25 protein-coding genes are annotated in these 25241 nt (G+C 62.2%); 11 read left to right on the plus strand and 14 right to left on the minus strand.

From position 1 onward, the window contains the following. The first annotated feature begins 227 nt into the window (after positions 1-227). The 4 genes from qatA to qatD all read left to right on the plus strand — a co-directional run bounded on the left by qatA (position 228) and on the right by qatD (position 5228). Entirely contained in the window at positions 228-2177 is a 1950-nt protein-coding gene (gene qatA / locus JMO03_RS10710; RefSeq protein WP_202843191.1) for a Qat anti-phage system ATPase QatA, read from the plus strand. Between the two features lie 275 nt (positions 2178-2452). Next, a complete protein-coding gene (gene qatB / locus JMO03_RS10715; RefSeq protein WP_337926402.1) occupies positions 2453-3040 on the plus strand; it encodes a Qat anti-phage system associated protein QatB in 588 nt (195 codons plus the stop codon). Next, positions 3037-4410 (plus strand): Qat anti-phage system QueC-like protein QatC, encoded by a 1374-nt coding sequence (gene qatC / locus JMO03_RS10720; RefSeq protein WP_202843195.1) that lies wholly within the window; start codon positions 3037-3039, stop codon positions 4408-4410. The genes qatB and qatC overlap by 4 nt, the downstream gene beginning before the upstream one ends. A gap of 5 nt (positions 4411-4415) precedes the next feature. Further along, on the plus strand, positions 4416-5228 hold the full coding sequence (gene qatD, locus JMO03_RS10725) for a Qat anti-phage system TatD family nuclease QatD (RefSeq protein WP_202843197.1): 813 nt from the start codon (positions 4416-4418) through the stop codon (positions 5226-5228). 109 nt (positions 5229-5337) lie between these two features. Here qatD and JMO03_RS10730 read toward each other — a convergent pair whose 3' ends face one another. The 6 genes from JMO03_RS10730 to JMO03_RS10755 form a co-directional block, all read right to left on the minus strand. After that, a complete protein-coding gene (locus tag JMO03_RS10730) occupies positions 5338-6423 on the minus strand; it encodes a TrbL/VirB6 family protein (RefSeq protein WP_202843199.1) in 1086 nt (361 codons plus the stop codon). 327 nt (positions 6424-6750) lie between these two features. Beyond that, positions 6751-7221, minus strand: coding sequence for a hypothetical protein (locus JMO03_RS10735; protein WP_202843201.1), 471 nt, complete (start codon positions 7219-7221; stop codon positions 6751-6753). Between the two features lie 125 nt (positions 7222-7346). Further along, on the minus strand, positions 7347-7604 hold the full coding sequence (locus tag JMO03_RS10740; protein ID WP_202843203.1) for a pyocin activator PrtN family protein: 258 nt from the start codon (positions 7602-7604) through the stop codon (positions 7347-7349). A gap of 46 nt (positions 7605-7650) precedes the next feature. After that, the gene (locus tag JMO03_RS10745) at positions 7651-8646 is read right to left on the minus strand and encodes a relaxase/mobilization nuclease domain-containing protein (protein ID WP_202843204.1); all 996 of its coding nucleotides are present in this window, start codon (positions 8644-8646) and stop codon (positions 7651-7653) included. Further along, positions 8643-9173 carry a hypothetical protein gene (locus JMO03_RS10750; protein ID WP_202843205.1) on the minus strand — a complete coding sequence of 177 codons (531 nt, stop codon included), beginning with the start codon at positions 9171-9173 and terminating at the stop codon, positions 8643-8645. Before JMO03_RS10750 ends, JMO03_RS10745 begins: the two co-directional genes overlap by 4 nt. 277 nt (positions 9174-9450) lie before the next feature. After that, positions 9451-10317, minus strand: a complete 867-nt coding sequence (locus tag JMO03_RS10755; RefSeq protein WP_202843206.1) for a hypothetical protein — start codon at positions 10315-10317, stop codon at positions 9451-9453. A gap of 441 nt (positions 10318-10758) precedes the next feature. Between JMO03_RS10755 and JMO03_RS10760 the strand changes: the two genes are divergently transcribed. Both JMO03_RS10760 and JMO03_RS10765 read left to right on the plus strand, forming a co-directional pair. Beyond that, positions 10759-11439, plus strand: coding sequence for a hypothetical protein (locus tag JMO03_RS10760; protein ID WP_202843207.1), 681 nt, complete (start codon positions 10759-10761; stop codon positions 11437-11439). A 481-nt stretch (positions 11440-11920) separates the two neighbouring features. After that, on the plus strand, positions 11921-12274 hold the full coding sequence (locus tag JMO03_RS10765) for a hypothetical protein (protein ID WP_202843209.1): 354 nt from the start codon (positions 11921-11923) through the stop codon (positions 12272-12274). A 445-nt stretch (positions 12275-12719) separates the two neighbouring features. On the opposite strand, the gene JMO03_RS10770 is transcribed toward JMO03_RS10765, so the two are convergent. The 8 genes from JMO03_RS10770 to JMO03_RS10805 form a co-directional block, all read right to left on the minus strand. Next, positions 12720-13673, minus strand: coding sequence for a hypothetical protein (locus tag JMO03_RS10770; protein ID WP_202843211.1), 954 nt, complete (start codon positions 13671-13673; stop codon positions 12720-12722). A 54-nt stretch (positions 13674-13727) separates the two neighbouring features. Continuing rightward, complete coding sequence (locus JMO03_RS10775; protein ID WP_202843213.1) at positions 13728-15758, minus strand: UvrD-helicase domain-containing protein; 2031 nt, start codon at positions 15756-15758, stop codon at positions 13728-13730. Then, entirely contained in the window at positions 15755-17674 is a 1920-nt protein-coding gene (locus JMO03_RS10780; RefSeq protein ID WP_202843215.1) for an ATP-dependent nuclease, read from the minus strand. Before JMO03_RS10780 ends, JMO03_RS10775 begins: the two co-directional genes overlap by 4 nt. A gap of 209 nt (positions 17675-17883) precedes the next feature. Further along, a complete protein-coding gene (locus JMO03_RS10785) occupies positions 17884-18123 on the minus strand; it encodes a hypothetical protein (protein WP_202843217.1) in 240 nt (79 codons plus the stop codon). A gap of 194 nt (positions 18124-18317) precedes the next feature. Beyond that, positions 18318-18500, minus strand: coding sequence for a hypothetical protein (locus JMO03_RS10790; RefSeq protein WP_202843218.1), 183 nt, complete (start codon positions 18498-18500; stop codon positions 18318-18320). A 25-nt stretch (positions 18501-18525) separates the two neighbouring features. Further along, on the minus strand, positions 18526-18813 hold the full coding sequence (locus JMO03_RS10795) for a helix-turn-helix domain-containing protein (RefSeq protein WP_202843344.1): 288 nt from the start codon (positions 18811-18813) through the stop codon (positions 18526-18528). A 2-nt stretch (positions 18814-18815) separates the two neighbouring features. After that, positions 18816-19142 (minus strand): type II toxin-antitoxin system RelE/ParE family toxin, encoded by a 327-nt coding sequence (locus JMO03_RS10800; protein WP_202843220.1) that lies wholly within the window; start codon positions 19140-19142, stop codon positions 18816-18818. Between the two features lie 34 nt (positions 19143-19176). Then, positions 19177-20274 carry a site-specific integrase gene (locus JMO03_RS10805; RefSeq protein WP_202843223.1) on the minus strand — a complete coding sequence of 366 codons (1098 nt, stop codon included), beginning with the start codon at positions 20272-20274 and terminating at the stop codon, positions 19177-19179. A 78-nt stretch (positions 20275-20352) separates the two neighbouring features. Between JMO03_RS10805 and dusA the strand changes: the two genes are divergently transcribed. The 5 genes from dusA to JMO03_RS10830 all read left to right on the plus strand — a co-directional run bounded on the left by dusA (position 20353) and on the right by JMO03_RS10830 (position 25177). Next, positions 20353-21411 carry a tRNA dihydrouridine(20/20a) synthase DusA gene (dusA, locus tag JMO03_RS10810; protein WP_202843225.1) on the plus strand — a complete coding sequence of 353 codons (1059 nt, stop codon included), beginning with the start codon at positions 20353-20355 and terminating at the stop codon, positions 21409-21411. After that, complete coding sequence (locus tag JMO03_RS10815) at positions 21408-22346, plus strand: arginine deiminase-related protein (protein WP_202843227.1); 939 nt, start codon at positions 21408-21410, stop codon at positions 22344-22346. The genes dusA and JMO03_RS10815 overlap by 4 nt, the downstream gene beginning before the upstream one ends. A gap of 134 nt (positions 22347-22480) precedes the next feature. Further along, a complete protein-coding gene (locus JMO03_RS21140; protein WP_238346073.1) occupies positions 22481-22861 on the plus strand; it encodes a hypothetical protein in 381 nt (126 codons plus the stop codon). Positions 22862-22928: 67 nt separating this feature from the next. Further along, complete coding sequence (locus JMO03_RS10825; protein WP_149103615.1) at positions 22929-23615, plus strand: response regulator transcription factor; 687 nt, start codon at positions 22929-22931, stop codon at positions 23613-23615. Between the two features lie 137 nt (positions 23616-23752). Then, positions 23753-25177, plus strand: coding sequence for an ATP-binding protein (locus tag JMO03_RS10830; RefSeq protein WP_238346074.1), 1425 nt, complete (start codon positions 23753-23755; stop codon positions 25175-25177). The last annotated feature ends 64 nt before the right edge of the window (positions 25178-25241 follow it).

The following is a 25241-nucleotide window of genomic DNA, read 5'->3' on the forward strand; positions in this document are numbered from 1 at the left end:
TAGTGGTCCGAGGGGGCAAAGCCACATATGACGGGTTTCGTTGCCAGTAGTTTTTCGATCGTTAAACGCCGCTAGATCGGACGGCATAGCGGATTCTTGCCGGCTGGTAAGCGTGCATGAACGACTTCCCTCGTTCTGATCGAAACTAACCCAGCGTCGAACTCGTAACGCAGCACTGCTATTGGCCGGCGCGGCCGAGAGTTCTAAGTATGGAAACGGGGGGTGGCATGTTCATAAGCGACCACGAGACTGCAACCGATATGTTGCAGTACGAGGCGATAGCCAAGACCGTCGTGAAGCTAATTCAGGGGAGCCCAGGCGTACCAGTAACGATAGGCGTGCACGGCGATTGGGGTGCAGGAAAGTCGAGCGTGCTCAAGATGACGCAGGCCGCGTTCGAAGGAAAGGATGGAGTCCTCTGCATCTGGTTCAACGGCTGGGCATTCGAGGGGTTCGAAGATGCCAAGACCGTTGTACTGGAAACGATCATCGATGAGATTAAGCGGGCGAGGCCGAAGGTACAGAAGGTCAAGGACGCGGCGAGAAAGCTGTTCAAGCGGATTGATTGGCTGAAGGCGGCGAAGAAGGCGGGAGGTCTTGCTTTTACGGTTGCGACAGGGATGCCGACCTTCGGCCAAATCGGGGATCTGATAGGTGCCGCCAGGTCGGCGCTAGGGAAGAGTGCAGCGGACCTCACGCGAGAAGATATCGAGGGGTTTGCAGACGAAACCACCGGTCTGTTCAAGGATGCGGAGGAGGACAGCGTTCCTGCGCACATACATGCATTCCGCAAAGAATTCGTCGAATTGCTGGAGGCGGCCGAGATCAAGCAGCTGATCGTGATGGTGGATGACCTGGATCGCTGCTTGCCAGCGACCGCGATCAGCACTCTCGAGGCAATCCGGCTTTTCCTCTTTGTGGATCGCACCGCATTTGTCATTGGCGCGGACGAGATGATGATCGAATACGCTGTCAAGGAGCATTTCCCAGACCTGCCCCCCTCAGCTGGTCCCGTCAGCTACGCGCGCAACTATCTAGAGAAGCTGATCCAGGTTCCGTTCCGAATCCCCTCCCTTGGCGTAGCGGAAACTCGCACGTACATCACGCTTCTGCTGGTGGAGGCGGAATACGGCGCCGATAACGAAGGTTTCAAGAAACTACTCAGTGCGGCCCGAGAGGACATGCGTCGCCCGTGGTTAAGCCACGGCATCACTCCCCGGATAATGGAGGAATCAATGGGGAAGAATGTTCCCCAAGCAGCGGACCAGGCGATGGTGCTCGCGGGACAATTGACAGCAATGCTTGCCGAAGGAACTAAAGGCAACCCTCGTCAGATCAAGCGTTTCCTAAACTCCATGATGCTGCGAAAAGAGATTGGTGAAGCAAGGGGGTTTGGTGGAGACATCTCCATGAAGGTCCTCGGGAAGTTGATGCTCGCGGAGAGGTTTAAAGCGGACTTTTTCGAAGAAGTGGCGCGTGAGGCCAGCGCATCTGATGACGGCAGGTCGCTACGCCTTAAGCGGCTTGAGGAGTTCGTGGCCGCTTCCGGCGCGCTTGCTCCGGCGGAATCAACGAAACCTGGCACCCTTCTGCGAGGAAAGCCGGGCAAGCCATCGGTTCCTGAGGAGATTGAGGATTGGGTCAAAATTGACTGGATCCATACGTGGGCCTGCATTCAACCGCCGTTGGCGAGCATAGATCTTCGACCCTATATCTTCGTCACCCGGGACAAGCGGATGTCGCTGGGCGGTGCCGGTGCGACATCGCAACTCGGACAGATCGCTGACGAGCTGATGGCCACTCCCCTGAAAGCAAAGACTGCCGCACAAAGAGCGCGCGATCTGACGGCGCAGGCAGTCAAGGAGCTTTTTGACACCGTGAGACTTCGGATCCTCGAAGAGGACGCATTCTCCACTCAGCCGGCAGGAGTTGTTGGTCTGGTGGAACTGGTCAAAGTACGTCCAGAGTTGGAAGGATCCTTGCTTGAGTTTGCACAGGAACTCTCGGCAGACAAGCTTGGTGCATGGGCGCCGGCGGTCTTTGGCAACGTATTCACCGATCGCACCGTCCAAGGTGAGTACCAGGTGGTACTGAAAGGATGGTCGGATCAGACCGATAACAAAACTCTCAAGAAGGCAGCAGAGCTCATCAGCCAGATCAAAGAAAAAAGGGGATGAGGTGACCTATGGGGACATCAAAGGGATATGGGGGGTCGCCCTCGGGACTTGTCCCCAGCTGGGTCGATAACACGGCAGCGGGCGCCGCGGCTCCTGCGGTCGTCCCCGGAGGTGGTGATGGTGCATCCGGAACTCCACCGGGTCAGCCGCCCAGAGTCCCAGCCGCGTCGCCGGATACTTCGTCTGCAGGCGTACTCAGTGGAGCAAAAGGCAACTTCACCCGATTTGTGCATAGCGGCGACTCGGCAACGTTAAGGCGAGCGGTATCGCAGTACGTGCGAAACGGCACCGGTTCGGCACGTAAGGCGGCGCGTCGGATGGGAGCTTCCCGAGGCGTTGGGTCACAGCTCCTGCAGGTCATCCGGGATATAAACAGTCAGGGTGCCACGGCGGCCCTGCAGCGCTTCAACTTGGGAAACCTCGCGGGGCGGCCGGCGGGGGATGTCTTTGTCGCGCTTGTAGAGGGAATTTGTCCCCCGGGCGGACGCCTGGACGAAGCGATCGCCAGACAGGCGCTGCTGGATGCCATCGCCGATCTGGCCGAAGCGGGTGTCGGCCGCATCGAGGAGATGTCGTCAGAACAATTGTCTGAGTTCTTCCAAGACTTCGTCATTCGCACCATCGAAGGGCGCGTGATTGCCGACATAGGCAAGCATTCGATCGATCTTCCCGACACTGTGGACGGTGTTGAGAAAGTGCAGCAGCAGTTGCATGATTTTATCGCCGGTTGCGTCCGCGGCCATCTTGGCCAGCATTTCGACGGGCTCTCGGAGAAGACAGACCAGCAGGTTAACGAGCTCGTCGATAGGATTTACGAAGCCGCATTTGAGTTGGTCTCTGCAACCGCGGGAGACGTGGAATGAGTAGGCAAGCGATCGTTTTTCGTATCGGCGCCGACGATACTAGGGCGGTTCGACCGAGGCTTTCAGGAGCACATGTAACCGAAATCCATTACGACGGCCTTGCTGACATAGATCATCTGCTCGGGGGCATGCTGGGAAAGCTTGAGAAGTTGAGCTTGCAGCCATCCGAGATGTCATTGGATCTGGCTGTGTTGGCGGCCGCGGTGACGGCGGCTGATACGCGTGTTGAGCGAGGTGTCGAGGCACAAGATGGATGGACGAGGGAGTTGGAGGTCTGCATTCCCGTTCGCGACCAGCAGACATGGGTCCGTGCAACGCCACTCTTGGAGAAAACGCTCAACTTCTTGACCGGAGACATTTGGACACTGTCCTTTCGAGCAAGATCCCGGTCCGTAGAACGAATCCTTGAGCCATTCACGGAAACCCATGCCGAAAAGCCAACATCGGTATGCCTATTCTCCGGCGGTCTCGACAGCTTCATTGGCGCGGTCGACCTGTTGGCAGAAGGCGAGAGCGTTCTGCTCGTCAGTCACTATTGGGATAGTGTCACCAGCAAGCATCAAGAATTCTGCCTTACTGCTCTTGCAGAGCGGTTCAAGGATGTCCCTTTCTACTCCGTGCGTGCCAGAGTCGGATTCGCCAAGGGGACGGTGGATGGTAGCTTGATGGAAAATACCCTGAGGGGGCGTTCATTCCTGTTCTTTGCGCTGGCGGCGATGTCGGCAGATGCGATTGGCGGAGAGATCACTATTCATGTCCCGGAGAACGGGCTTATCTCTCTCAACGTGCCGCTAGACCCGTTACGCCTGGGCTCTTTAAGCACTCGAACCACGCATCCGTACTACATGGCAAGATTCAACGATCTCCTGGCTCAGCTTGGGCTGGGATGCTCATTGCACAACGCCTATCGACACATGACAAAGGGAGAGATGGTGGAGCAATGTGCGGATCAAGCACTACTCCGAGCACAGGCGGCCAATACTATCTCGTGTTCTTCTCCTGCCAACTCGCGTTTCTCTCCTGACGAGGAACGGAGACAATCAAAGAATTGCGGGCATTGCGTTCCTTGTCTGATTAGACGCGCTGCGTTGAAGAGGGGTTTAGGGGAGGACGGGACGGAGTATCAGCTCGTCGATCTAGAAGCTACTATCCTCGATAGCAAGAAGGCTGAGGGTCAGCATGTTCGTTCGTTCCAGATTGCGATCGCCAGACTAAGGAGCAAGCCTGAGCGTGCCCGCTTCGATATCCACAAGCCTGGACCGTTGGTAGACTTTCCGAACGATTGGGACGACTATGAGGCCGTGTATCGCGACGGCTTGGAGGAGGTGGCCAGTCTCCTTGAGAACGTGGAGGCGAGGCCCCTAGACTGACAGGCATGATCCCAGCAACTTCAAGATGGGTCGATTTCCATTGTCATCTGGATCTGTATCGGGATCATCAGCGTCTACTGCGGCAGTGCGATGAAGCGAGCATCGTTACCCTTGGAGTGACTACCACTCCAAAGGCGTTCGAACGCAATGCGGAAATGGCGGTTGGTTATCCCTATGTGCTAGTAGGGTTAGGATTGCATCCGCAGCTAGTTGCGGAGCGAGCGGGTGAGCTCTCATTGTTCGAGAAGCTACTTCATCGTACCCAGTACGTAGGGGAAGTTGGGCTGGATGCCGGCCCTCGGTTCTACGCCAGTTTCCAAGAACAGCGGCGCATCTTCGCAAGGATCCTCCGAGCCTGTGACGAGCAAGGCAGCAAAGTGCTGAGCATCCACAGCGTGCGATCCGTCTCGAAAGTTTTGCGCGAGTTAGAGGCCAACTTGCCGAGTCGAACTTGCGTTCCTGTTCTGCATTGGTTCACCGGGACAAGGTCTGAGATGGCTAGGGCCATCGAGATGGGCTGCTGCTTTTCAGTCAACATGGAAATGATTCGTTCCGAGAAGATGCGACCGATCTTGCGGGCACTGCCAAGCGATCGCTTGTTGACGGAGACAGATGGTCCATTCGTGACAATAGATGAAAGGGCGATACGTCCTACGGACGTTCCAGCGACTGTTAGCTTGTTGGCTGAGATTCGAGCAGTAGACAGTAGCTTGTTAGCACAACAGATACTGGAAAATCTTCGTGGGCTGCTTTTATCGAACGCGCGTCCAGAGCCTAGAAGACAGTTCAGCTTATTCAAAGCGCAAGACGGTACGTAGTAGATTCGAATGATCAGTTGAGAGGAAAAGCATGCCGAGGGTTGAGCAGTAAAGTGCCTTTGCGCAAGCCTTTGGGATGATTGGCCCATCCCCTAGAGGGCAGATCTGGCTAGCGCGCCGTGATTGTATTGGGCGATCTGAATCGCTTTCTGGCCATCTCGTACCCAGCCTTCACCGTCCTGTATCCGGCTTTCGCGGTACTCGAAACGTTGCGTGCAGTCCGCTGCGCCGCGGCCCCAGTGATCGCGCGGCTGGAATGCCCCGTGACGGCCATGCGAGTCGCGCCGGTCCCCATTGCTGCCAGCCGACCTGCGGCGCCTCCTGCAGATGCAGCCGCACCTCCTCCAATGGCCGCGCCAACGCCAAGCATCTTCCACATCACTCCGATGGTGAAGACCGACATCACCGTAGCCATCAACGTGTACATCACCAGTTCCGCGACGCTCACGCCGGCCATGCTTGCGAAGTAGGTGTCGAGTATCTTGAACACCAGGCTGGCGGTCAGGATGATGAGCAGGACGCTGATGGCGTAGTTCACTACCTGGCCCATCCATGCCTCGAACCATCGCTGGGTTGCTGGCAGCAGGGCAAGCAGGATGAAGAGGGGCCCAATGGCCAGCAGCACGGTCAGACCGAGGCTGGTCACCAGCACCATTCCCGCTGCGGAAACGATGGTCAGCAGAACAATGAGAAAGAAGAACACCGCCGTGAACTCGTAGACGAGCCCGGTGGCGCTGATTCCGATCAAGCTCTCCGAGTGGAGCGAGATGGCTTCCTGGTAGACCCTGGTGACGAACTCGCCACCGCTGGCGCCTACCTGGTCAAGGGCTGTCGCGATCGAGTCCAGGTCGCCGCCGCTTGGGTCGCTTCCGGGCAAGGCGATCTGGGCCGCCATCTCCATCGGCGCACGCATGAAGAACTCGCCGATCGTGGTTTGGTAGAGGCCTGCGGTCAGCGCCAGGCCGACGATGACGATCATGCGGATGATCCGCGTCATGCCATCGGTGAAGGGTTCGGAGATCTGCCCCGAGGCCATCGCTGCGCCCCAGAACAGGACGTAGATGGTAAGCAAGGCCACTGCCGGTCCGGCAATGACGCCGATGACGGTGGTGCTGCCGTCAACCACGAAGTTCTCGATCGCGGGCTGGAAGTTCTGAAGCAGGAAGCGGGCGATCATCAGGTCATCTGGTTCCATGTTCCGTTCTCCTTGTCAGCGCCTTGCAGCTGCCTGCTCGGCTTGCACTTGTTCGATGCCATAGCCGTTCGCCTTGGCTTCTCTCGTGGTCCTGCAGCGTCCGATCTCCTGTTGGATCAGACAGCCCTTGGACTTCGTGCGAGCATCGAGAGATGGCTGCGCCAAGCACTCGCGGCGAGCGGCAATCCGGTATTCCCGATGTGCAGGAGATGTAAGAGTCAGGCAGTCCGGGATCTCGCCACCCAGCAGGGGTGCAAGGGCTGCATCAGTTGCAGGTTCGGACTCGGAGCAGCCAGCCAGCGTCAGCATGGCCGCGCCCGGCAAGAATCAGAGGGCGGTTCGGCATGGCGGCTCTCCCTTGTTGATCCGGCTCAAGGCATGTGCGAACCAACTGATCGCCAATCCCAGGCTGATGGCTCCGAAGTGGTTCGAACTCAGTCCGAAGATTGAAAGTGGCGTATGCGTGAAAACGGCTGGTAGTAGGAGCGTGGCAAGCACGATGAGTGCGCCAACGATCCAGTTGAGGATCGCGCCGGCTTTGTATAGCTCGCGGTAAAGGACGAGGCCAGTGGCACACATGCCTGTGATCCCGACCCAGAAGGCGGCGGTACTGCTGAAGCCAGAAGCGATCAGGTGCGCCATCCACGTGCCAAGCGCCATGTAGATCGCGATCGCGAATGGTCGCCTGAGTCGGTGATGGAAGTCGTCCGGCGGTGGTGTGGGGTTCGGGCCCCCGGTTCTGACGCGGGTGGGCCTGACCGTGATGACAGCAGGCGTGGATCTGGTTGGCAGGGACATGTGTCCGCTCCTTTGGCGTGAGTTGCCGGCGTTGTGTGACCGGAGGCAGGAGGGATGCCTGGAGCTTTCGCCTTGCGGCGGGGCGTGACCCTTCACCCGTTGGATGATGTGTGTGTGGTGCATCGTCAGGACAGCTGGTATGGGACGCCGTTGACCCTCTTCCATTCCTGCAGGGCCTGACGGCGCTGTGTTTCGAGGTAGTCGGCCAGGTCTTCCACATTGACCAGCCAGGGCGACTTCTGGCTTCCGCAGCGGAAAGCCGGAACAGGCAAGGCGGCACGTGCAGCCCGCTTGGCGGCCTCGTCTGGCGAGTAGCCGAACAGTTCCGCGCAACGGGCAAGCGGAACGGTGGTGCTGCCGTACTCGTAGGTGAGGAGGAACATCCTCATTGCGCGGCCGGACTCCCCGCTCTGAAGTCTGGCCTGGTCTTCAAGCCGACCTTTCGGGCTTCTCATTGTCGTGATCCTTCTGTTGGTGGAGGTGTTGACGCAGCTGCTTCTGGATCTGCATCCGTTCGGTTTCCGGTGCTGGCATCCGTGCGAGGAACTGCTGGATCTGCCTCGCCATCGCCTGGCCTGACTCTGCCGTCGTCTTGGCGAGGTCATGGGCAACCTGCTTCCACTCCTTGCGCACCCGCAGTTGTGCGTCTACCGCCGCCTTGTCACGCGGGTCTGATTGCCCGTTCTCGCGGCTTACCGCTACAAGCGATTCCTGCAGCTTCGCCTTCTGAACGGATGAGCGCCTTGCCTTGTCGGCATGGAGTACGGCCTGCTTCTTCGGCTTGCGGACAACGCCACGAACCCGTCTGGGCGTTGCTTCTGCCGCAATCCCGTGCTGCCTGCAGGCTGCGGCGAAGGTGACGCGCCATGTCTGCAGGTCATCCCGGTTCGGATTCAGGCGATGCCCGGAGAAGCCGAGCGAGCGCACCGTCAGGTGACAATGCGGATGGTCCGTATCGTCGTGCCGGACAAGCAGGTAGGCGTATCGATCGCCAAAGGTCTCCCGGCCAAACTGGCGCGCAGCGTCCAGCAGCTTGTCCCTGTCGGTGCCAGGCGGCATCGACAGCACGATGTTCACCGTGTCCCGGCTGTTCTTGCGCCGGTTGATCTCGCTGCCCGCCATCCATGCTGTTGCGGTTTCCTTGACCATCCGCCGGCCAAGAACCAACCGACCGTTCTCGTCTTCAGCGGTCAGATCGCCTTCGCGGGTGATGTAGCGCAGATGCTCCTCGACATGCTTGGCCCCCTTGGCCTTGCCCGAGATGCGGACCATCACCTCTGGCGTGCGGGCGGTGACGCGGGCGACGGTCTGCAGGTCCTCGGCCAGGGTCGTGCGGCGGCGCTTGGCGGGCTGGTCGGGCGCTTCCCGGCGCCAGCGGACGGGGCCGCGCAACAGCCGGTCAAGGGACTCGAGCGACGGATTCATTCCCAGCCCTCCGTCGGTCCCCAGCGGACAGTGGCGGTCTCGATCAATCGGCGGATCTGACCTTGCAGTGTGTCGAGCGATGCCGCGGTTTCGCCCACTACCCCTTCACAGGCAGCCAAGCCGACATGCTGGCCCTGATGAAGCGAGCGGACGAGCTGATTGAGGTTGACGCCCACCATGCCGACCTCGTAGGCGGCCTTGGACACGGCTTCGAACTCGACCGGAAGCAGCGTGGGTGCATCCAGGAACCGCGAGCGCAGCGTCCCGAGCACGATGCTGGGGCGGGTCGTGTGTGCGTCTCTGGCAGCCTGGGTGATGGCATCGAAGAGGCCAGGCGTAACCCCTACCGACAGCCGCATCGAGCGTCGATCCTCGGCGGCCTTGTTGACCGGACCGCTGGGATTCGACCTGACCAGGGTCGCGATCACGCGCCGGAGCAGCGCGGCTTCCGTTACTCCTGAGCGCTTGGCCAGCGCGTGGAATGCGTTCTTGGTGAAGCTGTCGATCGTGGTTTCTACACGAGGCATGGATTGCCTCCATGCAATCGCGCAGCGGGTGGGGAGTGGGGGCAACGGGAGGAATCCCGGGGAATCGCACACGATTCCCTATCCTGCCCTCTCCCCACACAGTGCTTTTGAGTCCAGCGCGCCGGACTAACCTGAACGCGGAGTACCCTCTGTGTTCGCGGTGCTTTCGAGTTCAGCGTGCTGAACTCCGACCATGAAAGGCGCCTTATCAGTGCCAGAAGCCGACGTGGAGCAGGACAGCTGGATCTCCCGTAAGGCCACTGCGGACGGCTGGGCATCATGCTCTGCTCCCGCTGCGGAGCATCGCTGCAACCGCATCCAAGTGCTTCTTGGCAGTGTTCGGGTCGGATGGCTTGAGGCGGGTCCGTGCGGCGGCCCGCTCTGCGGCTTCACGGGCCTCCCGGGCACGACGTTCCCGTTCGCGAGCGATCTCGATCCCGTGTGTGCCATCGAAGGTGCCGTTTGTCTCGGCTGCCCGGACGAAGCTCTGGAGTAGCCGCAGCGGATCACTGCTCGTCCGCAAACCCTTCCGCTCGTAGCCCTCTGCCTCGTCCATCACCCGTTGGCCGACTGGGGCGGCAAGGGTCGCGACCATTGCCAGTGCCGACGCCTGCTGCGCCGGCGAGTAACTTCGAGGCGGGATCAGACCTTCAGCGTGCGGTCTGCCACAGCTGTCACCCCGTTTGGTTGTTGAACTAACAACAACAGCTTTTGTTGTTTCCTCTGCCAAACTGGCAGTCCGGCCTGTCATTTCGCGCACTGCCAAGTTGGCAGGGCGGCTGATTTCGACGCTGACCGGCTTGACGTTGCTACGGTCTGCCAGATTGGCAGACCGCTTTGTGGCCAACTGGTCATCCGGCACCACGCCTTTGTAATGGTTGGCTAGATTCAGCTTGTACTGGCTGGCGACCTGTCTCCCTCCCAGGAACCGCTTGGTGCGCGTGACGAGCCCGCACTCCTCCAACTGCTGCAGCAGACGAAAGACGGTCCTCTCGCCCATGCAGCATTTGTAGGAGAAGTGGGAAACCGGCGACGTGCCGCATTCACCGCGGTCGTCGGATTCGTCAGAGAGCACTAGGAGCAGCAGCTTGAGGTTCGGAGCCAGCCGCTGCTTCCAAGCCCAATGCTTGGTGAGATCGCTCATGGCCTAACCTCATGCCTCGTCGATCAGCCGAGCGATGTCCGACACACGAAACATAGTCCGGCGGCCGAGCTGCGCGCGGCAAGCTCTCAGCTTCGTTGCCAATGCTTGGTCGCCCCGGCCTTGGTTGATCAAGATGCGCAGGGATCCAGGACTACGACCGAGGATGGTTGCTACGGCCGCGAGGGGTATCAGTGGTGCTCCGTACTGCTGGCTGATCTGGAGTTCCGTGTGTGTCATTGCGTGCCTCTCACGAAAGAACGTGAGAATGAAGCTAACTCCATCGAAACCCGAAAAAGCCTGAGCACAATGGCACAATGGCACAAAATCGGCCGAAAACAGCCATCTCAACACGCCGAATCAAACTGAACAATCTATGAATAGCATCGTGGTCAAGATTTGAGGACAGTTGTGGCGGAGCACTGCCACAGCGATGCTAGGTTCATGCTCGATGACCATCAGTTTTCGCAGACAACCAAAGTCGCTGTAGTGCGCGATTTCGCGGTCTTACGCAGGGATGCCCGGCGCATTGCTAAGTCGCACTTCGTCTCTGTTGCTAGCGTCTACCGTTGGAAGGATTGTCCTGAGCTCATCGAAAGTGCGGTTCAGAGAACCAGCATTGAAGTCCTGCGAGCGGAGTTGATGGCCGCCGAGGTAGCTCTTCATTGGATGGGGATGAGCCGCTGGGTCTCCTCTGTCAGACGGGAAGATCTAAGCGAAAAGGCGGCCATCATTGAGGCGCTCAGGGGTAACAGGTTGATTGAGCAGCAGGTGCGGCAACTTCGCCCGGTTCCCAGTATCCCGAGGGAAGCCGTTTACGAGTTCATCAGAGATCGTATGAGTGACCTTCCGACTGCGGCAGCTTGCAATGCGTTTGAAATCGCTCGAAGCGGCTACTACGCGTGGCTTCGCCATGGGTCGAGAACGCGTGATGTTGAAGACAAGAAGCTTAGATCCGCAATCGCGGGTGTCGTCTCGGAGCTGGGTGAACCCATTAGCTACCGAAGGATCTCGGAGTCTTTGCGGATCAAAGGCATAGTTTGCAGCCGCCATCGCGTCAAGAGATTGCTTGAGTGTCCAGGGACCCTGGAATGGATGGGCGGGTTGGCGGAAGCCGTGCAATGAACACCTTCGCCGGACATCGCTCATCGACTATCTTGCAGCGAGGAGTATGTGGACGCTTTGAAGGCTTGGAAGTTGCGTGAGCAGCAGCGATCGACCTTTGTTGTGCAACTTATAGGCGCAGATCCCCTAGAAGGACTGACTCGGCAAGCGTCCTCGGGAAGGGAGCCACTATCCGGCGGAGATGGACAGAGTCGGCTCAGAATCCACGGAACATGTTCTTCAGGCCGGTGCCCGAGAAGGGCAGAAGGAAGTAGATGGCACGTCGCCCCGGCGAAACGCACCTATAGGTGGCTGGGCTCTCGCGTCACGAAATCGGCCTTCTCGGCCCGAGTCCGTCGTCTTGACCTCCGAAGCGCCGTGACTAAAAAAGCCGCTGCAGGCGGAAGTTCAGCGTGCTGAACTTTTCTCGGCGAAACTAGCGACGAGCGCTACCATTGAGGCCATGGTACGAGCCCGCGCTGCCGAACCCGTTTCACTCTGCGTGAAGTACAGCGCCGAAGAGAGAGACTTGCTTGTGCGGCGTGCCCGCGACGCCGGCCTGCCCTTGAACGACTACATTCGTGAACAAGTGCTCGCTGAAGCTGGCTGTGAGGAGCAAGTCCTCCGCCATCTTGTCGAAGAATTGACCAGAGTTGCTGAGGACAACCGGCGAGCGGTCGCGGAGGGGGGGGCGGAGGCAGAGGAGGGGACCTCGGAGAGGCCTAGCACCCAACGTGACCGTATAGCCAAGGAAGTGCGTGAATCACTCGCGCAGCAAGAGATTGCTGCCTTGGCCGAGTTCTTCAAGCCCGCATTCGATGCTGGGCGGTGGCCGGGAGTGAAAGCAGAATCTTAAAGAACGTCTCAACATGGTTGGCATGCACGATTGGGACTTCTACGACAAATCCTGTAGCGATTATCGACACTATCGCCGACGCACTCTTCCACGCTGACCAAACCGGATTCGCAAGAATCCGGCGAGCCGCAGGACGCGGCGAGTAGGCCACCCGGATGGTGGCCAGGTGCCAGGACGGCACGTAAGTCGCGGAGCGACAGGGATTGGTAGTCCACATTGCGGTACAAGCTCGATGGCGGATGTGCTGCCGACCCATTTCAGCCGCCCGCGCTTTGGATCGCCATCATCCGCCGAAGCGCGCCGAACGGTCTATTGCGGCGGTCGGGCGTCACGATGCTGTATCAACTTCTTTTCCGCCACCGCGCGCCAGATGATTCGAAACGGACCACGACCATGGAGAGAACTGCTGGTAAAGCCGATAGAGCGGCGCCGGTGAGCTAGGATTTCAATCGTCCTTCGACCCCAGATGGTCGCAATAGCCGCAGAGGCCATGATTGTCAGGTGAGACGTTCTCCGGCGTGAGGCCCGTCATGCACCGCCCGCATTCGCCGAGAACAAGGCCGCACCAGACGCAACCCACATGCTCGTCTGTCAGCAGGAAGGTTGAAAGGCTGCACTCAGGACAATCCTGAACCGGCTGGTCGCCCCCGTCTGTGAGCGCGGAGTAGCTTTCCGATTCAAAACACGCTTCCAGCGCCCGTGCTATCGCTTCCTCCGCCGAAAACTCATAGCCGCACAACCGGCACCGGCAATCCATCGTTTCGTGGCCGGTGTTGGCCGGGTCCTGCTGCGCGACCAGATCGGAATGGCACTCCGGGCAGTTGAAGCATAGCTCAGCGGGCATACCGGCCGGCCATGCGATCGTCTCGAATGTGCTGCGGCATGCGGCGAGTTCGGTTTCGTAAACACCGTGCACGTCAAGCATCACCTGCCAGGCATCACCCAACGCCTCGTTTGGCGCCTCGTTTATGAGGCGAAACAGGTCCGCCACGACGGGCATGGCCTTGGCGATTGCCTCACGCACGGCCGCGTGCGGCTTCTGGGTATAGTGATGCTCTACTTCATTGCGAACCCGGTTGAGGTCGTCGAGCGCGTCTTGATTGATCGGCAGCCCGAAGTCCTTGAACCGCTGCCCGATGGTGGTGAAGTCGATGGTCTGATGCGATGCCGGCGTGAACGTCACGCCGCCGCTGCCGTCCGGCACCGGCTTGTAGCGGGCGCCGATTATGTCCTCGGGCCTCGCGCCCGGCGCTGCGCGCACCAGAACCTCTTTGGCTAAAAGCAGAACGCCGGCATAGAAGTTCCGCACGGCCGACAATGCGCGCTTGGGATCATTGGCCAGATAGTCCTCGACCCCGAGCTGGATCGACTGCACCGCGCTCTCGAACAATCCGCTCATCGTGCTGCCGGCCCTTTCACCCCGAATATGTCGTGTCACGATCAACGAACATCTCTATGAGCCATTGCCCTCCGGCGCGGACTGACCCGCCGCCGGCACCACGGTGAGATCACAAACTTGCCAGCCCTGGGCGCGGGCCGCTTCAACAAGGTCGTCTGTCACGGCCGCCTTGCGGACCGCACAAGCAAGTAACTGGCGCGGCCTCGTCGCTGCTACAAAAATATTCGTCGCTGCTGCTAGCTGAGCGATATTGGCGCTGAAATCCCGATCCTCAAGGCCGAACGCATGGGGCAGGACCGTGGCAAGATCCATGGCGCGGTTGGCAAGGGCCTGGCCCCGCCAAACTTCGGTTTCGACGACAAGAAGCGCATCGACGGTCTTGCCCTTTACCGAATGGATCGATCCGAGCCTGACAGTAACGCCATCATGCTCGAACAAGCTCTTCGACGGTTGGGGCGCCAGTCCTTCACGGTCGGCGGCGCCGGCGGCGACAAACTCGAGGTAGGTCGTTGCGGCGTTTGTCAATGCGCCGTGTATGCCGAGCATGACGGTCAGTTCTTCGCGAAAGGCGTTCCAGCTATCGGCGCTCCAGGGCGCATTCCCGACGGCAATCCGATCACGCAGCAAGCGCCGCACCCTGAGCGCCAGCCTGTCTTCGTGCGCGGCAAGAATGCGCCATAGGTTGCGGCCGTCGGCAGCTTGGCCGAGCGCGTTGCGCCAGAGCTGGCGCCGCAGCAGGCCGGCAATGCCGGCAGTGAACAACTCCGCGACCTCCGCGGGTGAAGACAGCGCCTGATGCAGCAGGGCCGCCTGCCGCAAGTGGGTACAGAGCGTGTCGGGACGGCTCTGGCGTCCGCGCCCACTCCTGTAATTCGGGCAGTATTCGACCAGGGTTTTCGGCCACTCGCCGGTATTGTCGGTCGTCGGATTGTGGCGCGAAGCAACAGCGCGAATATCAATACCGGTGTTGACGGCGTCGCCCCAGTGATTGCGGACCTCGGCGACGTAGGCCGGCAGCACCACGCCGATCGTGTCCGGACAAAACAGGATCAGCGTCCGGCGGCTCGGCACATCGGGCAGACCCGCAATCCGCTGCTGCGCCCGTACGGTAAGCCGGCTTGAGAATTCAGCGATGCTTGTGCCGAAGCGCCTCGATTCATTCAGGGGTATGACGCCGTCTCCTGCACGCCAGTAGTCGTTGGGCGTCAGGTCTTCATCTTCGTAAAGCGTCTGGTTCTGATCGCCCAGCCTTTGGTACGCAACGTCGGCGGCGAACAGGCGATTCAGTAGCGCGAGCTGCTCGCCGTTCGTATCTTGCGCCTCGTCAAGAAGTACTAGGGGGAAGCGTCTGCGGATGCGCTCGACGACGGCCGGGCACTTTTCGAGGGCCTGAACCGCGAGCGCCGTCAGATCGCAGAACCGATAGTAGCCGTCATTGACAAGCTCCGCCTTCAGTTCCTCAAGGGCAGCGCCCGATGCGCTGTTCGGGCCGGGCTGGCGGTGGCGATGGCGGATAGCGAGACGTTGCGGTGCGATGCCGGCATCGCATACGAAGGTTTGCGCCAAGGCGAGCTTCGGCACAAACTCATGCTCGACGGCCCGCCGATTGGCGCCGTTGTTCATCTGTGCATAGCCGACAAGCGCCTGCTTCGAGCGCCACCTGGAACCGGCTGCGGCGGCGAATACCTCATCGTCGATGCGATGAACCGACCATCCGAGGCCGCGCAAATACGGAAGTGCGATGTAACGGTCGAGAAAGGCCGTCACCGTGCCGATGAAATGCGGATAGCCGAGAAATGCGGACGCTGCTGGATGATGTGCCAGCTTCTTCTCTACCTCTTCGCGGGCGGCATTCGTATGGGAAATCACGCAAACGCCTTGCGCACGCGCATCCCAGCATCGCGACAGCAAGGCGAGTTTCGCGACGAGCAACGTCGTCTTGCCGTGGCCCGGTGCCGCCTGCACGTCGCAGGAGTCTAAGCTGGATAAAAAGGCCTGCTGGTTGGCGCCGGTAAAATCGCAACCGCCCAGCTCTGTTCCGAGCTGGTCCAGCAGATCCGGAGTGAGGGGCGGAATCGCAATCATGCCGGGGGCGTTCCTGCATCAGCGACGGCCGCTTGTTCCTCGCCTGCGGCAGCGCCCGGCGTCGCCGTGACGTATTCGATCGCCGTCACAAGATACGCTGGTAGCTTCACCCTGAATGCGGCGGCGTCATCGGGTAATTCCTCAATCAGGGCGGCAAGCTGCTCGGCGACGACAGCCTTGGAAACATGCTTCTTGTGAAGCGGGGTGAATATGAGCACCGCGATGTCATCGACGGTCCTGGCGTCGTCGGCTTGCCACGCATCAACCTCGGCCCTCGCTTCCTCGATGATCTGTGTGCGGGTTCTGTTTGCCCTGCCTTTGCCGATCTGAACCGCCTGATGCACAAGACTGGCGAGTGCCGGCTGCCGGGCGAGGTCGAATTCAAGCGTCCATTGTTCGGAAGGAAACGCGCGAACCGCTCCACCCGAATGCTTCGACAGGTTTCTCATGTGTTCAGTAAGGGCGACGGCATCCCACTGTCCTTGCGTCTGACGGTCCCCACCGACAAGCTCGGCGGCAGCGTCCGGAGGAATATCGCGGTCCGGCACAAGGGCTACTGGCACCGGGACGACGGTGTCGTCGGTGCGCTGGAAAATGCGGCTGTAGCGAAACAATCCCCGATGGCCGACATTGACTATCGAAACGCCGTGCTTGCCAAACGGACGCCCGATCTTCGCTGCCAGGGCGGGCAGCAGTATGTTTTCGGCATCGCCTTCGACAATCACCAGCCCGCGCGCGAAAAAGAGGTTCGCCTTGGTGGCGTCGAGAAACCGGCGCAGAAAGGCGTAATCGTCCGCCTCAAGTTTGGTCATGCCCTCGGCCAGCGGAAATACCTTATGCCCGAGCACCATCACTACGGCGTCAAGATTGGCCCCCGCGGCAAGCTGCGGGCTGTGCGTACTGAGCACAACCTGAACTTGTTGGCCAGCCTCGCCCGCGGCAATAGGTGCGGCTCTCCGTTCAAGCACCTGCATGAAAAGCGTTTGATGCTGCGGGTGAAGGTGGGCTTCGGGTTCTTCCAGCAGCAAGAATGGAACCTGATCGGGATGCGACTGAAGCAGTAGCAACTCCGCCGCCATGAACAACAGATTGTTATATCCAAGGCCGCGCGTAAGACGCACTGCCCGTCCCGACGACGGGTTGAGATAAAGCTCAAACCGTTCGAGAAGTTGGTCGAAGGAACCCTTAACGCCGAGGCCAAGGGTGGCCACAAGGGGATCGTCGGCAAACGACAGGGCCTCGAGATAGGATGTGTTTACATCGCTCTGGACCGCCTGTACTGCCGGATTGGCTTCGACATTCGCATTGGCCTGATTCATGGTGTCGCGCAGCGTTTCAGGTTGACCCAGCTGTGCGGGCGCCGCCTGGCTCGACATGGCTGGCAACGCGCCGAGAATCCGGGAGAGCCGCGATCGCCGCCCCGAGCGTAGTTCGCGCTCGGCATCTCGCAGTGGCCGGAGATAGGTGGATTTCAGGTACTCGCGCAGATCGCCCTCAAGTGGCAGGCCGTCCGCGTTTCTGCCCGCTCGGTATTGCGTAATGACAGACTCGCCGCCGCCGGCGGCTATGCGCAGGCTGGCCCTTAGGCAAACATGCAGGCGCAGCGTGCCGGCTTCGTTTGAGCACCATTCGAGAAAACGGGCTTCCTCGTCTGGCGTCAGACTCTCAAACGTGCAGCGGATGAAAAGATCACCGACTTTGGTCGCGTCTGGCTTGACATGAAAGTCGCCTGGATCAAGCCGAAGGAAGTCATCGCCTCGTGTCCAAAGCACGAATCGCGGTGCATCGATAATGGCAGTCTTCCCGGAATCGTTCGGCCCGACAAGAATGTTCAATCCGCGCCGGAGTTTCAGCGACAAGGGGCTGTCCGGTCCGAAGCACCGAAATCCGGATGCGTGAATTTCCGAAATATGCATGCTTCTACTCTCCCCTTTGGTCTACGGACTACGAGCCCACCGCGGAGCCGAGAACCCCCGTAGAGTCCGCTTCGGGTCGATACTGTCATCGAACACCGCTTCTGGCGACATTCTTTATAAGCAGCGCTTGGCCGAAAGCGGGCTAGTTGTCCTCCCTTCGCTTTCGAGCTCGCAGATAATTGCTGTCGGGAACTCACACCTGTTGCGGCTCAACTGAGCCACAGACTCCAGGCCGGGTAACCGATGCCGAGGGTGGCACCAGCGATGGCTGCTGCCACTAGCAACCGTCGGAGTACATAGACGAGCATGGTGCTCATCCATGCGGTAACCAGGAAGATTGCCGCGTAGCCAATTATCCAGCCAGTTGTCAGATGGCTGGGTGCGGTCCAGCGGTAGATTAGAACTGTTGTGATCGCTCCCGTCAGCGGCGCCACGATGGGGATGGTCAAGCCAAGCAACGAGTCAAGGAAGCTCCCTGAGACGCTGCCAACATCCAAATCGTCGTTCGTAAGACCTCGCTGCCAGCCATTGTCACTGTCGGCCGAAGAATCAGGCCTCCCGTACCGATCCGGGTGCATTTCGTTCCATCGCTCCAGATAGGTGCGATTCGGATCAGGACCGAGTCGGAGGGAAGGGCCGGGCATCAGAAGCCTCGTTGGCTGAGCTTGTGATGGAGGAGGGGATCACGTTGGATCTCCTCCAGCGTTCGGGTCATGGCGGCGACCATCTTGTCGATAGGCGATTGTGCGGCAGTGTCCGACGGAGTCGATTTCTGCTGGGTGTCCGCTCCTGCGTGCGTTCCTTCGTAAGTGTGGTCGTGCGTCATTGCGGTGGCTCCGGGGCAGGGTGAGCTATGCGGCTTCCAGTTCCACGTGGACTTGCTGGCCAAGGGCGGCGGCGATGTTCACTAGGGCATCGAGCGAGAAGCGCGAGATGCGGCCACGAAGCAGGTCGTTGATGCGCGGCTGACTGATCCCGCAGTGTTCGGCAGCCGCGGCCTGTGTCCAGCCGCTGTCCTGGACGAGCGCGGCGATCTTCCGCATAAGTTCGGCCCGCACCTTGAGGTTAGCGGCTTCCTCGGCGGTATCGGCAAGCGCATCCCAGACGCTGGCGAATCGTTCGGTCTTAGTTTTGCTCATGGTCACTTCCTGCTCAGCAGGGCAAAGCGTTGCTTCGCCAGTTCGATGTCGCGCTTCGATGTGGCCTGCGTCTTCTTCTGGAAGGCGTGGAGTACGTACACCGCTTCGGCCAATCGGGCGGTGTAGATGACGCGGTAGGCGCCGGTGTCGTCCCTTACCCGGATTTCCTCGACGCCGTTGCCAATTGCCGGCATGGGCTTGAAGTCGTCCGGCTGCAATCCGTGCTGTACACGATCCAGTTGGTAGCCGGCGTCCCGCTTCGCGTCATCCGGGAACTCCCGCAGGCTGCGCAGGGAGTCTCCCAGGAACTCGATTGGCTTGACGGGCATGAGTATATCCGTATTGATATAAATGGCAAGTGAGTCAGGCGGAGGCCTTTGCAGGGCGCTCCTCGACCTGCTCGGGCCGGAGATGGGTGTAGCGCTTCAAGGTCGTCCAGGACTCATGCAGGGTGAACTGGGCGACTTCCGGGATGTCGTAGCCGCGCTCGAACAGCCGGGAGGTGGCCTCGTGGCGGAGGTCGTGGAAGTGGAGGTCCTCCAGCCCGCGGAGCCGGCAGGCGCGGGTGAAGTTGGCGCCGATCGACTTGGGGTTGTAGGGGAACACGCGCGGGTCGGGGGTCGGCTTCCCATCCGGGCCTTCCACCATGATCTTGGGTTGCCGGTCGATGATCTCCCAGGCCTCGGACAGCAGGCGAAAGGCGCGGCGGTTGCCGATCTTCTTGCGCGGGTGCTTCACGTCGTCCAGCCAGGCGATACCCTTCTCGCGATCGAGGTCGGCCCACTTGAGTCGAGTGATTTCCTCTTGGCGGCGGGCGGTGAGCAAGGCGAAGCGAATGATGTCGGCCATCGGAATCTCTGCGCGCACGTCGCGCACGGCGAAGTGGTCGAGCAGGGCTTTTTCCTCGGCGGTCGTCAATCGGCGCTGGCGCTGTTTGGGTTTGCCGGTCACCCGGCGCTGCCGGAGCTCGTGCGTGGCATCTTCCAGAAGCTGCAGGTCGATCGGAACGCCGAGGGAAGCGCGAGCGGAGCGTAGGACCTGGCGCAGCCAGATCAGGTCGTTGTTGGCGGTCGCCGGGCCGGCGCCGTCCCGTCGGCGCGCTTCGACGTGGCCGATGTAGTCGGCGGTCGTTAGACGCAGCACGTTCTTCTTTGCGATCTCGTACCCGGCCAGGCGCTTCAGGTCGGCTTCCTTGGTGCGTCCCCATGGTGTGAGTTCCTTGATGTCCTTGCCATACCACTCCAGCAGCTCGGCCAGGGTGGCGCCCTTTCCCATTGGCTCGCCGCGCGCCCGCTGCTGGTCCAGTTCGGCTTCTCGCCGACGTATCCACTCGTTGGCCAACTGGCGCCGATCAAAGGTCGCGGACTCGGAGATGACTGTCTTGCCGTCGCGCTTCAGCCGCACGAGTGCCGTGTAACCTAGCGATCCGTTCTTCCGACGGCGGGTAAGAATTGAGCCCATGCTCGGAGTGTAACAACGGCCTCCACGTTGCACCACGCGTTACACTCGGAGCCCGAAAACTGCCGAAATTGGCCGATCATGACCGCAACTGAGCATCCCCAAAACTTGGGTAACTCATTAGAATCGCCAGAGAAGTCGCGCTATGCGGCTTCTGTTCGTCTTTCGGTCGCCCCGATGATGGACTGGACCGACACCGACTGCCGCGTGTTCCACCGGCTGCTGGCGCCGCATGCGCGCCTGTATTCGGAGATGGTGCATGCGAACGCGGTGATCCACGGCGACCGGGCCAAGCTGCTGGCGATGGATCCGGCCGAGCATCCGGTGGCCCTGCAACTCGGCGGCAGCGAACCGGCATCGCTGGCGCAGGCGGCGCGGATCGGCGCCGAGCACGGCTTCGACGAGGTCAACCTCAATTGCGGCTGCCCCTCCGATCGCGTGCAGGCGGGTCGCTTCGGCGCATGCCTGATGCGCGAGCCGGCGCTGGTGGCCGAAGGCGTGGCGGCGATGATCGCGGCGGTCGGCACGTTGGAACGTCCGGTGCCGGTGACGGTGAAGTGCCGGCTCGGCGTCGACGACGACCACGATTGGGATCGCTTCCTGGCCTTCGTCGATACCGTCGCCGACGCGGGCTGCCGGCTGTTCGTGGTGCACGCGCGCAATGCCTGGCTCAAGGGGCTGTCGCCGAAGGAGAACCGCGAGGTGCCGCCGCTGCGCTACGACTGGGCGTGGCGGCTCAAGCGCGAGCGCCCGGACCTGCAGGTGATCGTCAACGGCGGCATCGCCTCGCTCGAAGAAGCGGTCGCGCACCTGGACCACGCGGATGGCGCGATGCTCGGTCGCGCCGCCTACCACGATCCCTATCTGCTGCACCGGCTCGACGTGGCGCTGTTCGGCGGTGCGCTGCGCCCGCGCCACGCGTTGCTGCGGGCGTTGCGGCCGCATGTCGAGGTGCAGCTCGCGCGTGGCGTGCCGCTCAGGCACATCACCCGCCACGTCCTGGGGCTGTACCACGCGCAGCCGGGCGGGCGCGCGTTCCGCCAGGTGCTCAGCGAGGGGGCGCACCGGCCCGGGGCGGACTGGTCGCTGCTCGAACGCGCACTCGCGGCGACCGCGTCGGCGGCGGAACTGGCGGCGTGATCACCCGCGACCTCGACGCCTTCCTTGCCCGCGCCGGCGACAGCGCACCGGACTTCGGCCCCGCCACCGCACGCGCCGCCTTCCTGGTCGCGCCGGACGGCTTCGCCCGTGCCGGGGAGTCGGCCGCCGACAACCGCTACATGGCGGGCGCCGCGGAGTTCGATCCCGGGCTTGCCCTGCGCCAGCACCGCGCGTTGCATGTGGCGCTGTCGCGGCAACTGCCGACGGTCTGCTTCGCCGGCGACCCCGACACGCCGGACGCCCTGTTCCCCAACAACGTGTTCGCGACCGCGCGTGCGGACGTGCGCAGCGCTGCCCCGTTCCCGCCGCGGCTGGTGGTGGGCCGCATGCGCCATCCGGTGCGCCAGCGAGAGGCGGGGCGCGGGGACATCCGCGGCTGGTTCCGCGACGTGGCCGGATACGCCGAGCGCGATCTGTCGACGCAGCCGCACCCCTGCGAACTGACAGGCGCGCTGGTCGTCGACCGCAGCAGCGGCCTGGGCTACTGCGGCCTGTCCGAGCGCTGCGACGCCGCCGGCGCCGCACTGATGCACGCTGCCTTCGGGCTGCGCGCGACCCTGGTGTTCGACCTCGCCCCCGGCGAGTACCACACCAATGTGGTGCTGGCGGTGCTGGCCGGCCGCGCCGTGCTGGCCTGCGCGGACGGGTTCGCCGATCGGGCCGTCGCCGGAGCCATCGCCGGGCTGTACCCGCACGCGGCGCTGCTGTCGGCAGCCGAGCGCGACGCCTTTGCCGGCAATGCCATCGCGCTCACCGCCGGCACCGTCTCGATGAGCGCCACCGCTGCGCGCGCGTTGCGCCCGGAGACGGTACGGATGCTGGAAACGGCGGGCTTCGTGACCTGCCAGGTGGACCTGTCGGCGATCGAGGCGGGGGGTGGCTCGCTGCGGTGTTGCGTCGCTGAAGTGTTCTGAATCCTTCAGCGGGATGAACCGCCCGAGATTGGTGAAGGAAAAGTTAAGGGGCGATTCACTGCCCGCCTCCAAGAATGCCGGTCCCCCTCCCGCAAAGGGGCTTGCGCGTCCGCGTGCCCGGGAACCCAGCCGAAATGATCGCAAAGCCGTCCCACATCGCCGCCCTCGCCGTGTCGGTCGCGCTCGTGATGGCCGGCGCCGGGTCGGCGTGGGCGCAGGATCCGCCGCGCGATCGCGGCGGCCAGGACCGGCCGAGCGAGCAGCGGGAGCGGGCACCCCGGGCGGCCGCGTCCAACCGCAACCGCGATGCGCTCTCGGATTCGGTGCGGCGCTTCGAGCGCAGCAACCGCGGCAGCCGGGTGCTCAGCGCCGAGCGCATGCAGGCCGACGGCCGCGACGTGAACCGGATCAAGGCGATGGACGACCGCGGACGGGTGCGCATCTACGTCGACGATCCGCAGCGCCAGAGGCCCGAGCCGCCTCGCCATCCGCCTACACGCGACGACCACGACTGATCCGGCACTCTGTTCAGGAAAGTCCGGCCACACTGGCCGCATCCACCGATCTGAACGGAGTCGTTCCATGCGCATCCTGCTCGTCGAAGACGAAGCTCCCCTGCGTGAAACCCTGGCCGCGCGCCTGAAGCGCGAGGGCTTTGCCGTGGACGCCGCCCAGGACGGCGAAGAGGGCCTGTACATGGGCCGCGAGGTCCCGTTCGACGTCGGCATCATCGACCTCGGCCTGCCGAAGATGTCGGGCATGGAACTGGTCAAGGCGCTGCGCGACGAGGGCAAGCAGTTCCCGGTGCTGATCCTGACCGCGCGCTCGAGCTGGCAGGACAAGGTCGACGGCCTCAAACAGGGCGCCGACGACTACCTGGTCAAGCCCTTCCACGTCGAGGAACTGCTGGCGCGCATCAACGCCCTGGTGCGCCGCGCCGCCGGCTGGAGCAAGCCGACGCTAGAATGCGGCGCGGTGGTGCTCGACCTCGCCGCGCAGACGGTCACGGTCAACGGCCAGAACGTGGATCTCACCAGCTACGAGTACAAGGTGCTCGAGTACCTGATGATGCATGCCGGCGAGCTGGTCTCGAAGGCCGACCTGACCGAGCACATCTACCAGCAGGATTTCGACCGCGACTCGAACGTGCTCGAGGTCTTCATCGGCCGTCTGCGCAAGAAGCTGGACCCGGAAGGCGCGCTCAAGCCGATCGAGACGGTGCGCGGCCGCGGTTACCGGTTCGCGATCCCGCGCAACGGCGAAGGCTGAAGCCACCCATCACGGCGACCGCGTCGCGGCGCCACCGCGGCGGCGAAGCCGCCACGCAATCGACTATCGTGGCGGCTCGGGCCTGGCATCCGTGCCGCCCCGCGATCGCCCGAGCCGAATGAGCCGACCCTGATTCGATGAGCACCGGCAAGTCCGCACGCGTGCTGCCGTGGCGCCCGCGCTCGTTGCAGGCGCGGCAGTTGATGGCCGCCAGCCTCGGCCTCGTGGCCTTCCTCGCGCTGGCCGGCTACGCGCTCGACCGCGCCTTCTTGGACGTCGCCAGCGAAGGCCAGCGCGACCGCCTGCGCAACTACGTGTTCGCCTACGCCGGGGATGTCGAGTTCCTGCGCAATGGCGATCTGTATTCGCCTGACAACGGCCCCGACGACCGCTTCGACCGGCCCGGCAGTGGCCTGTATGCCGAAATCGTGCTGCCCAACGGCGGCTGGATCTCGCGCTCGGCCTCCGGGCCGCAACTGCCCCCGGCGACGATGCTCGGCGGCGGCGAGGAGACGTTCGAAGGTCCGTTGCCGATGACCCGCAGCGACGGCACCCCGGGGCAGGTGTACCGCTACGGGCTGGGCATGGTCTGGGCCTCGCAGGACTCCGCGCCCGACGCCGAGTTCCCCTATACGATCTACGTGATGGAAGACGCCGGCACCGTGCCGCGCCAGGTGCGCGTGTTCCGTGCGGCGCTGTGGGGCTATCTGGGCATCGCCGGCGTGATCCTGCTGCTGCTGCAGACGCTGGTCGTCCGCTGGAGCCTGTGGCCGCTGCGCAAGGTGGTCGAGGAACTCAAGCGGGTGCAGCGCGGACAGGCCAACCGCATGGGCGAGCGCCACCCGCGCGAGCTCGAGCCGCTCACCGACAGCATCAACGCGCTGATCGAGAGCGAGCGCGAGAACCTCGAACAGCAGCGCAACACCATGTCCGACCTCGCCCACAGCCTGAAGACGCCGCTTGCGGTCATGCGCGCGCGCCTGGACTCCGACGCCGGGGACGGCGAACTGCGTGCGGAAGTGGCCACCCAGCTGCAGCGCATGAACGACCTGGTGAGCTACCAGCTCGGCCGGGCAGCCTCGACCGGGCATACCCTGTTCGCCGCGCCGATCGAGATCGAACCCTACGCCGAGACGCTGGTGCAGGGGCTGGAGAAGATATACGCCGCCAAGCGGGTGATCTGCGAGTTCGACATCGACCCTGAGGCGCGCTTCCATGGCGAACCCGGCGACCTGCAGGAACTGCTCGGCAACCTGACCGAGAATGCGTTCAAGTGGGCGCGCTCGCGGGTGCTGCTGACGGTCAAGCCCGGCGCCAGCGCGCCGAACCGGCGCCCGGGCCTGCTGCTGGCGGTCGACGACGACGGCCCCGGCATTCCGGAGGAACGCATCCCGCTGGTGCTGCAGCGCGGGGTGCGTGGCGACGAGCGCGTGCAGGGACATGGCATCGGCCTGTCGATCGTGCAGGACATCGTGCGCAGCTATCGCGGCGAACTGCACGTCGGCCGCTCGACCGAACTTGGCGGCTCGCGTTTCGAGGTGCGGCTTCCGCCCGGGCTGTAGGTCGGGTCCCGGGCCGCCGTCGTGCGGCTCAAGCCAGCCCCGCATTGTCGAATCCCGATCGGCC

It is taken from the genome of Luteimonas saliphila, assembly GCF_016774335.1.
GTDB lineage: Bacteria > Pseudomonadota > Gammaproteobacteria > Xanthomonadales > Xanthomonadaceae > Luteimonas > Luteimonas saliphila.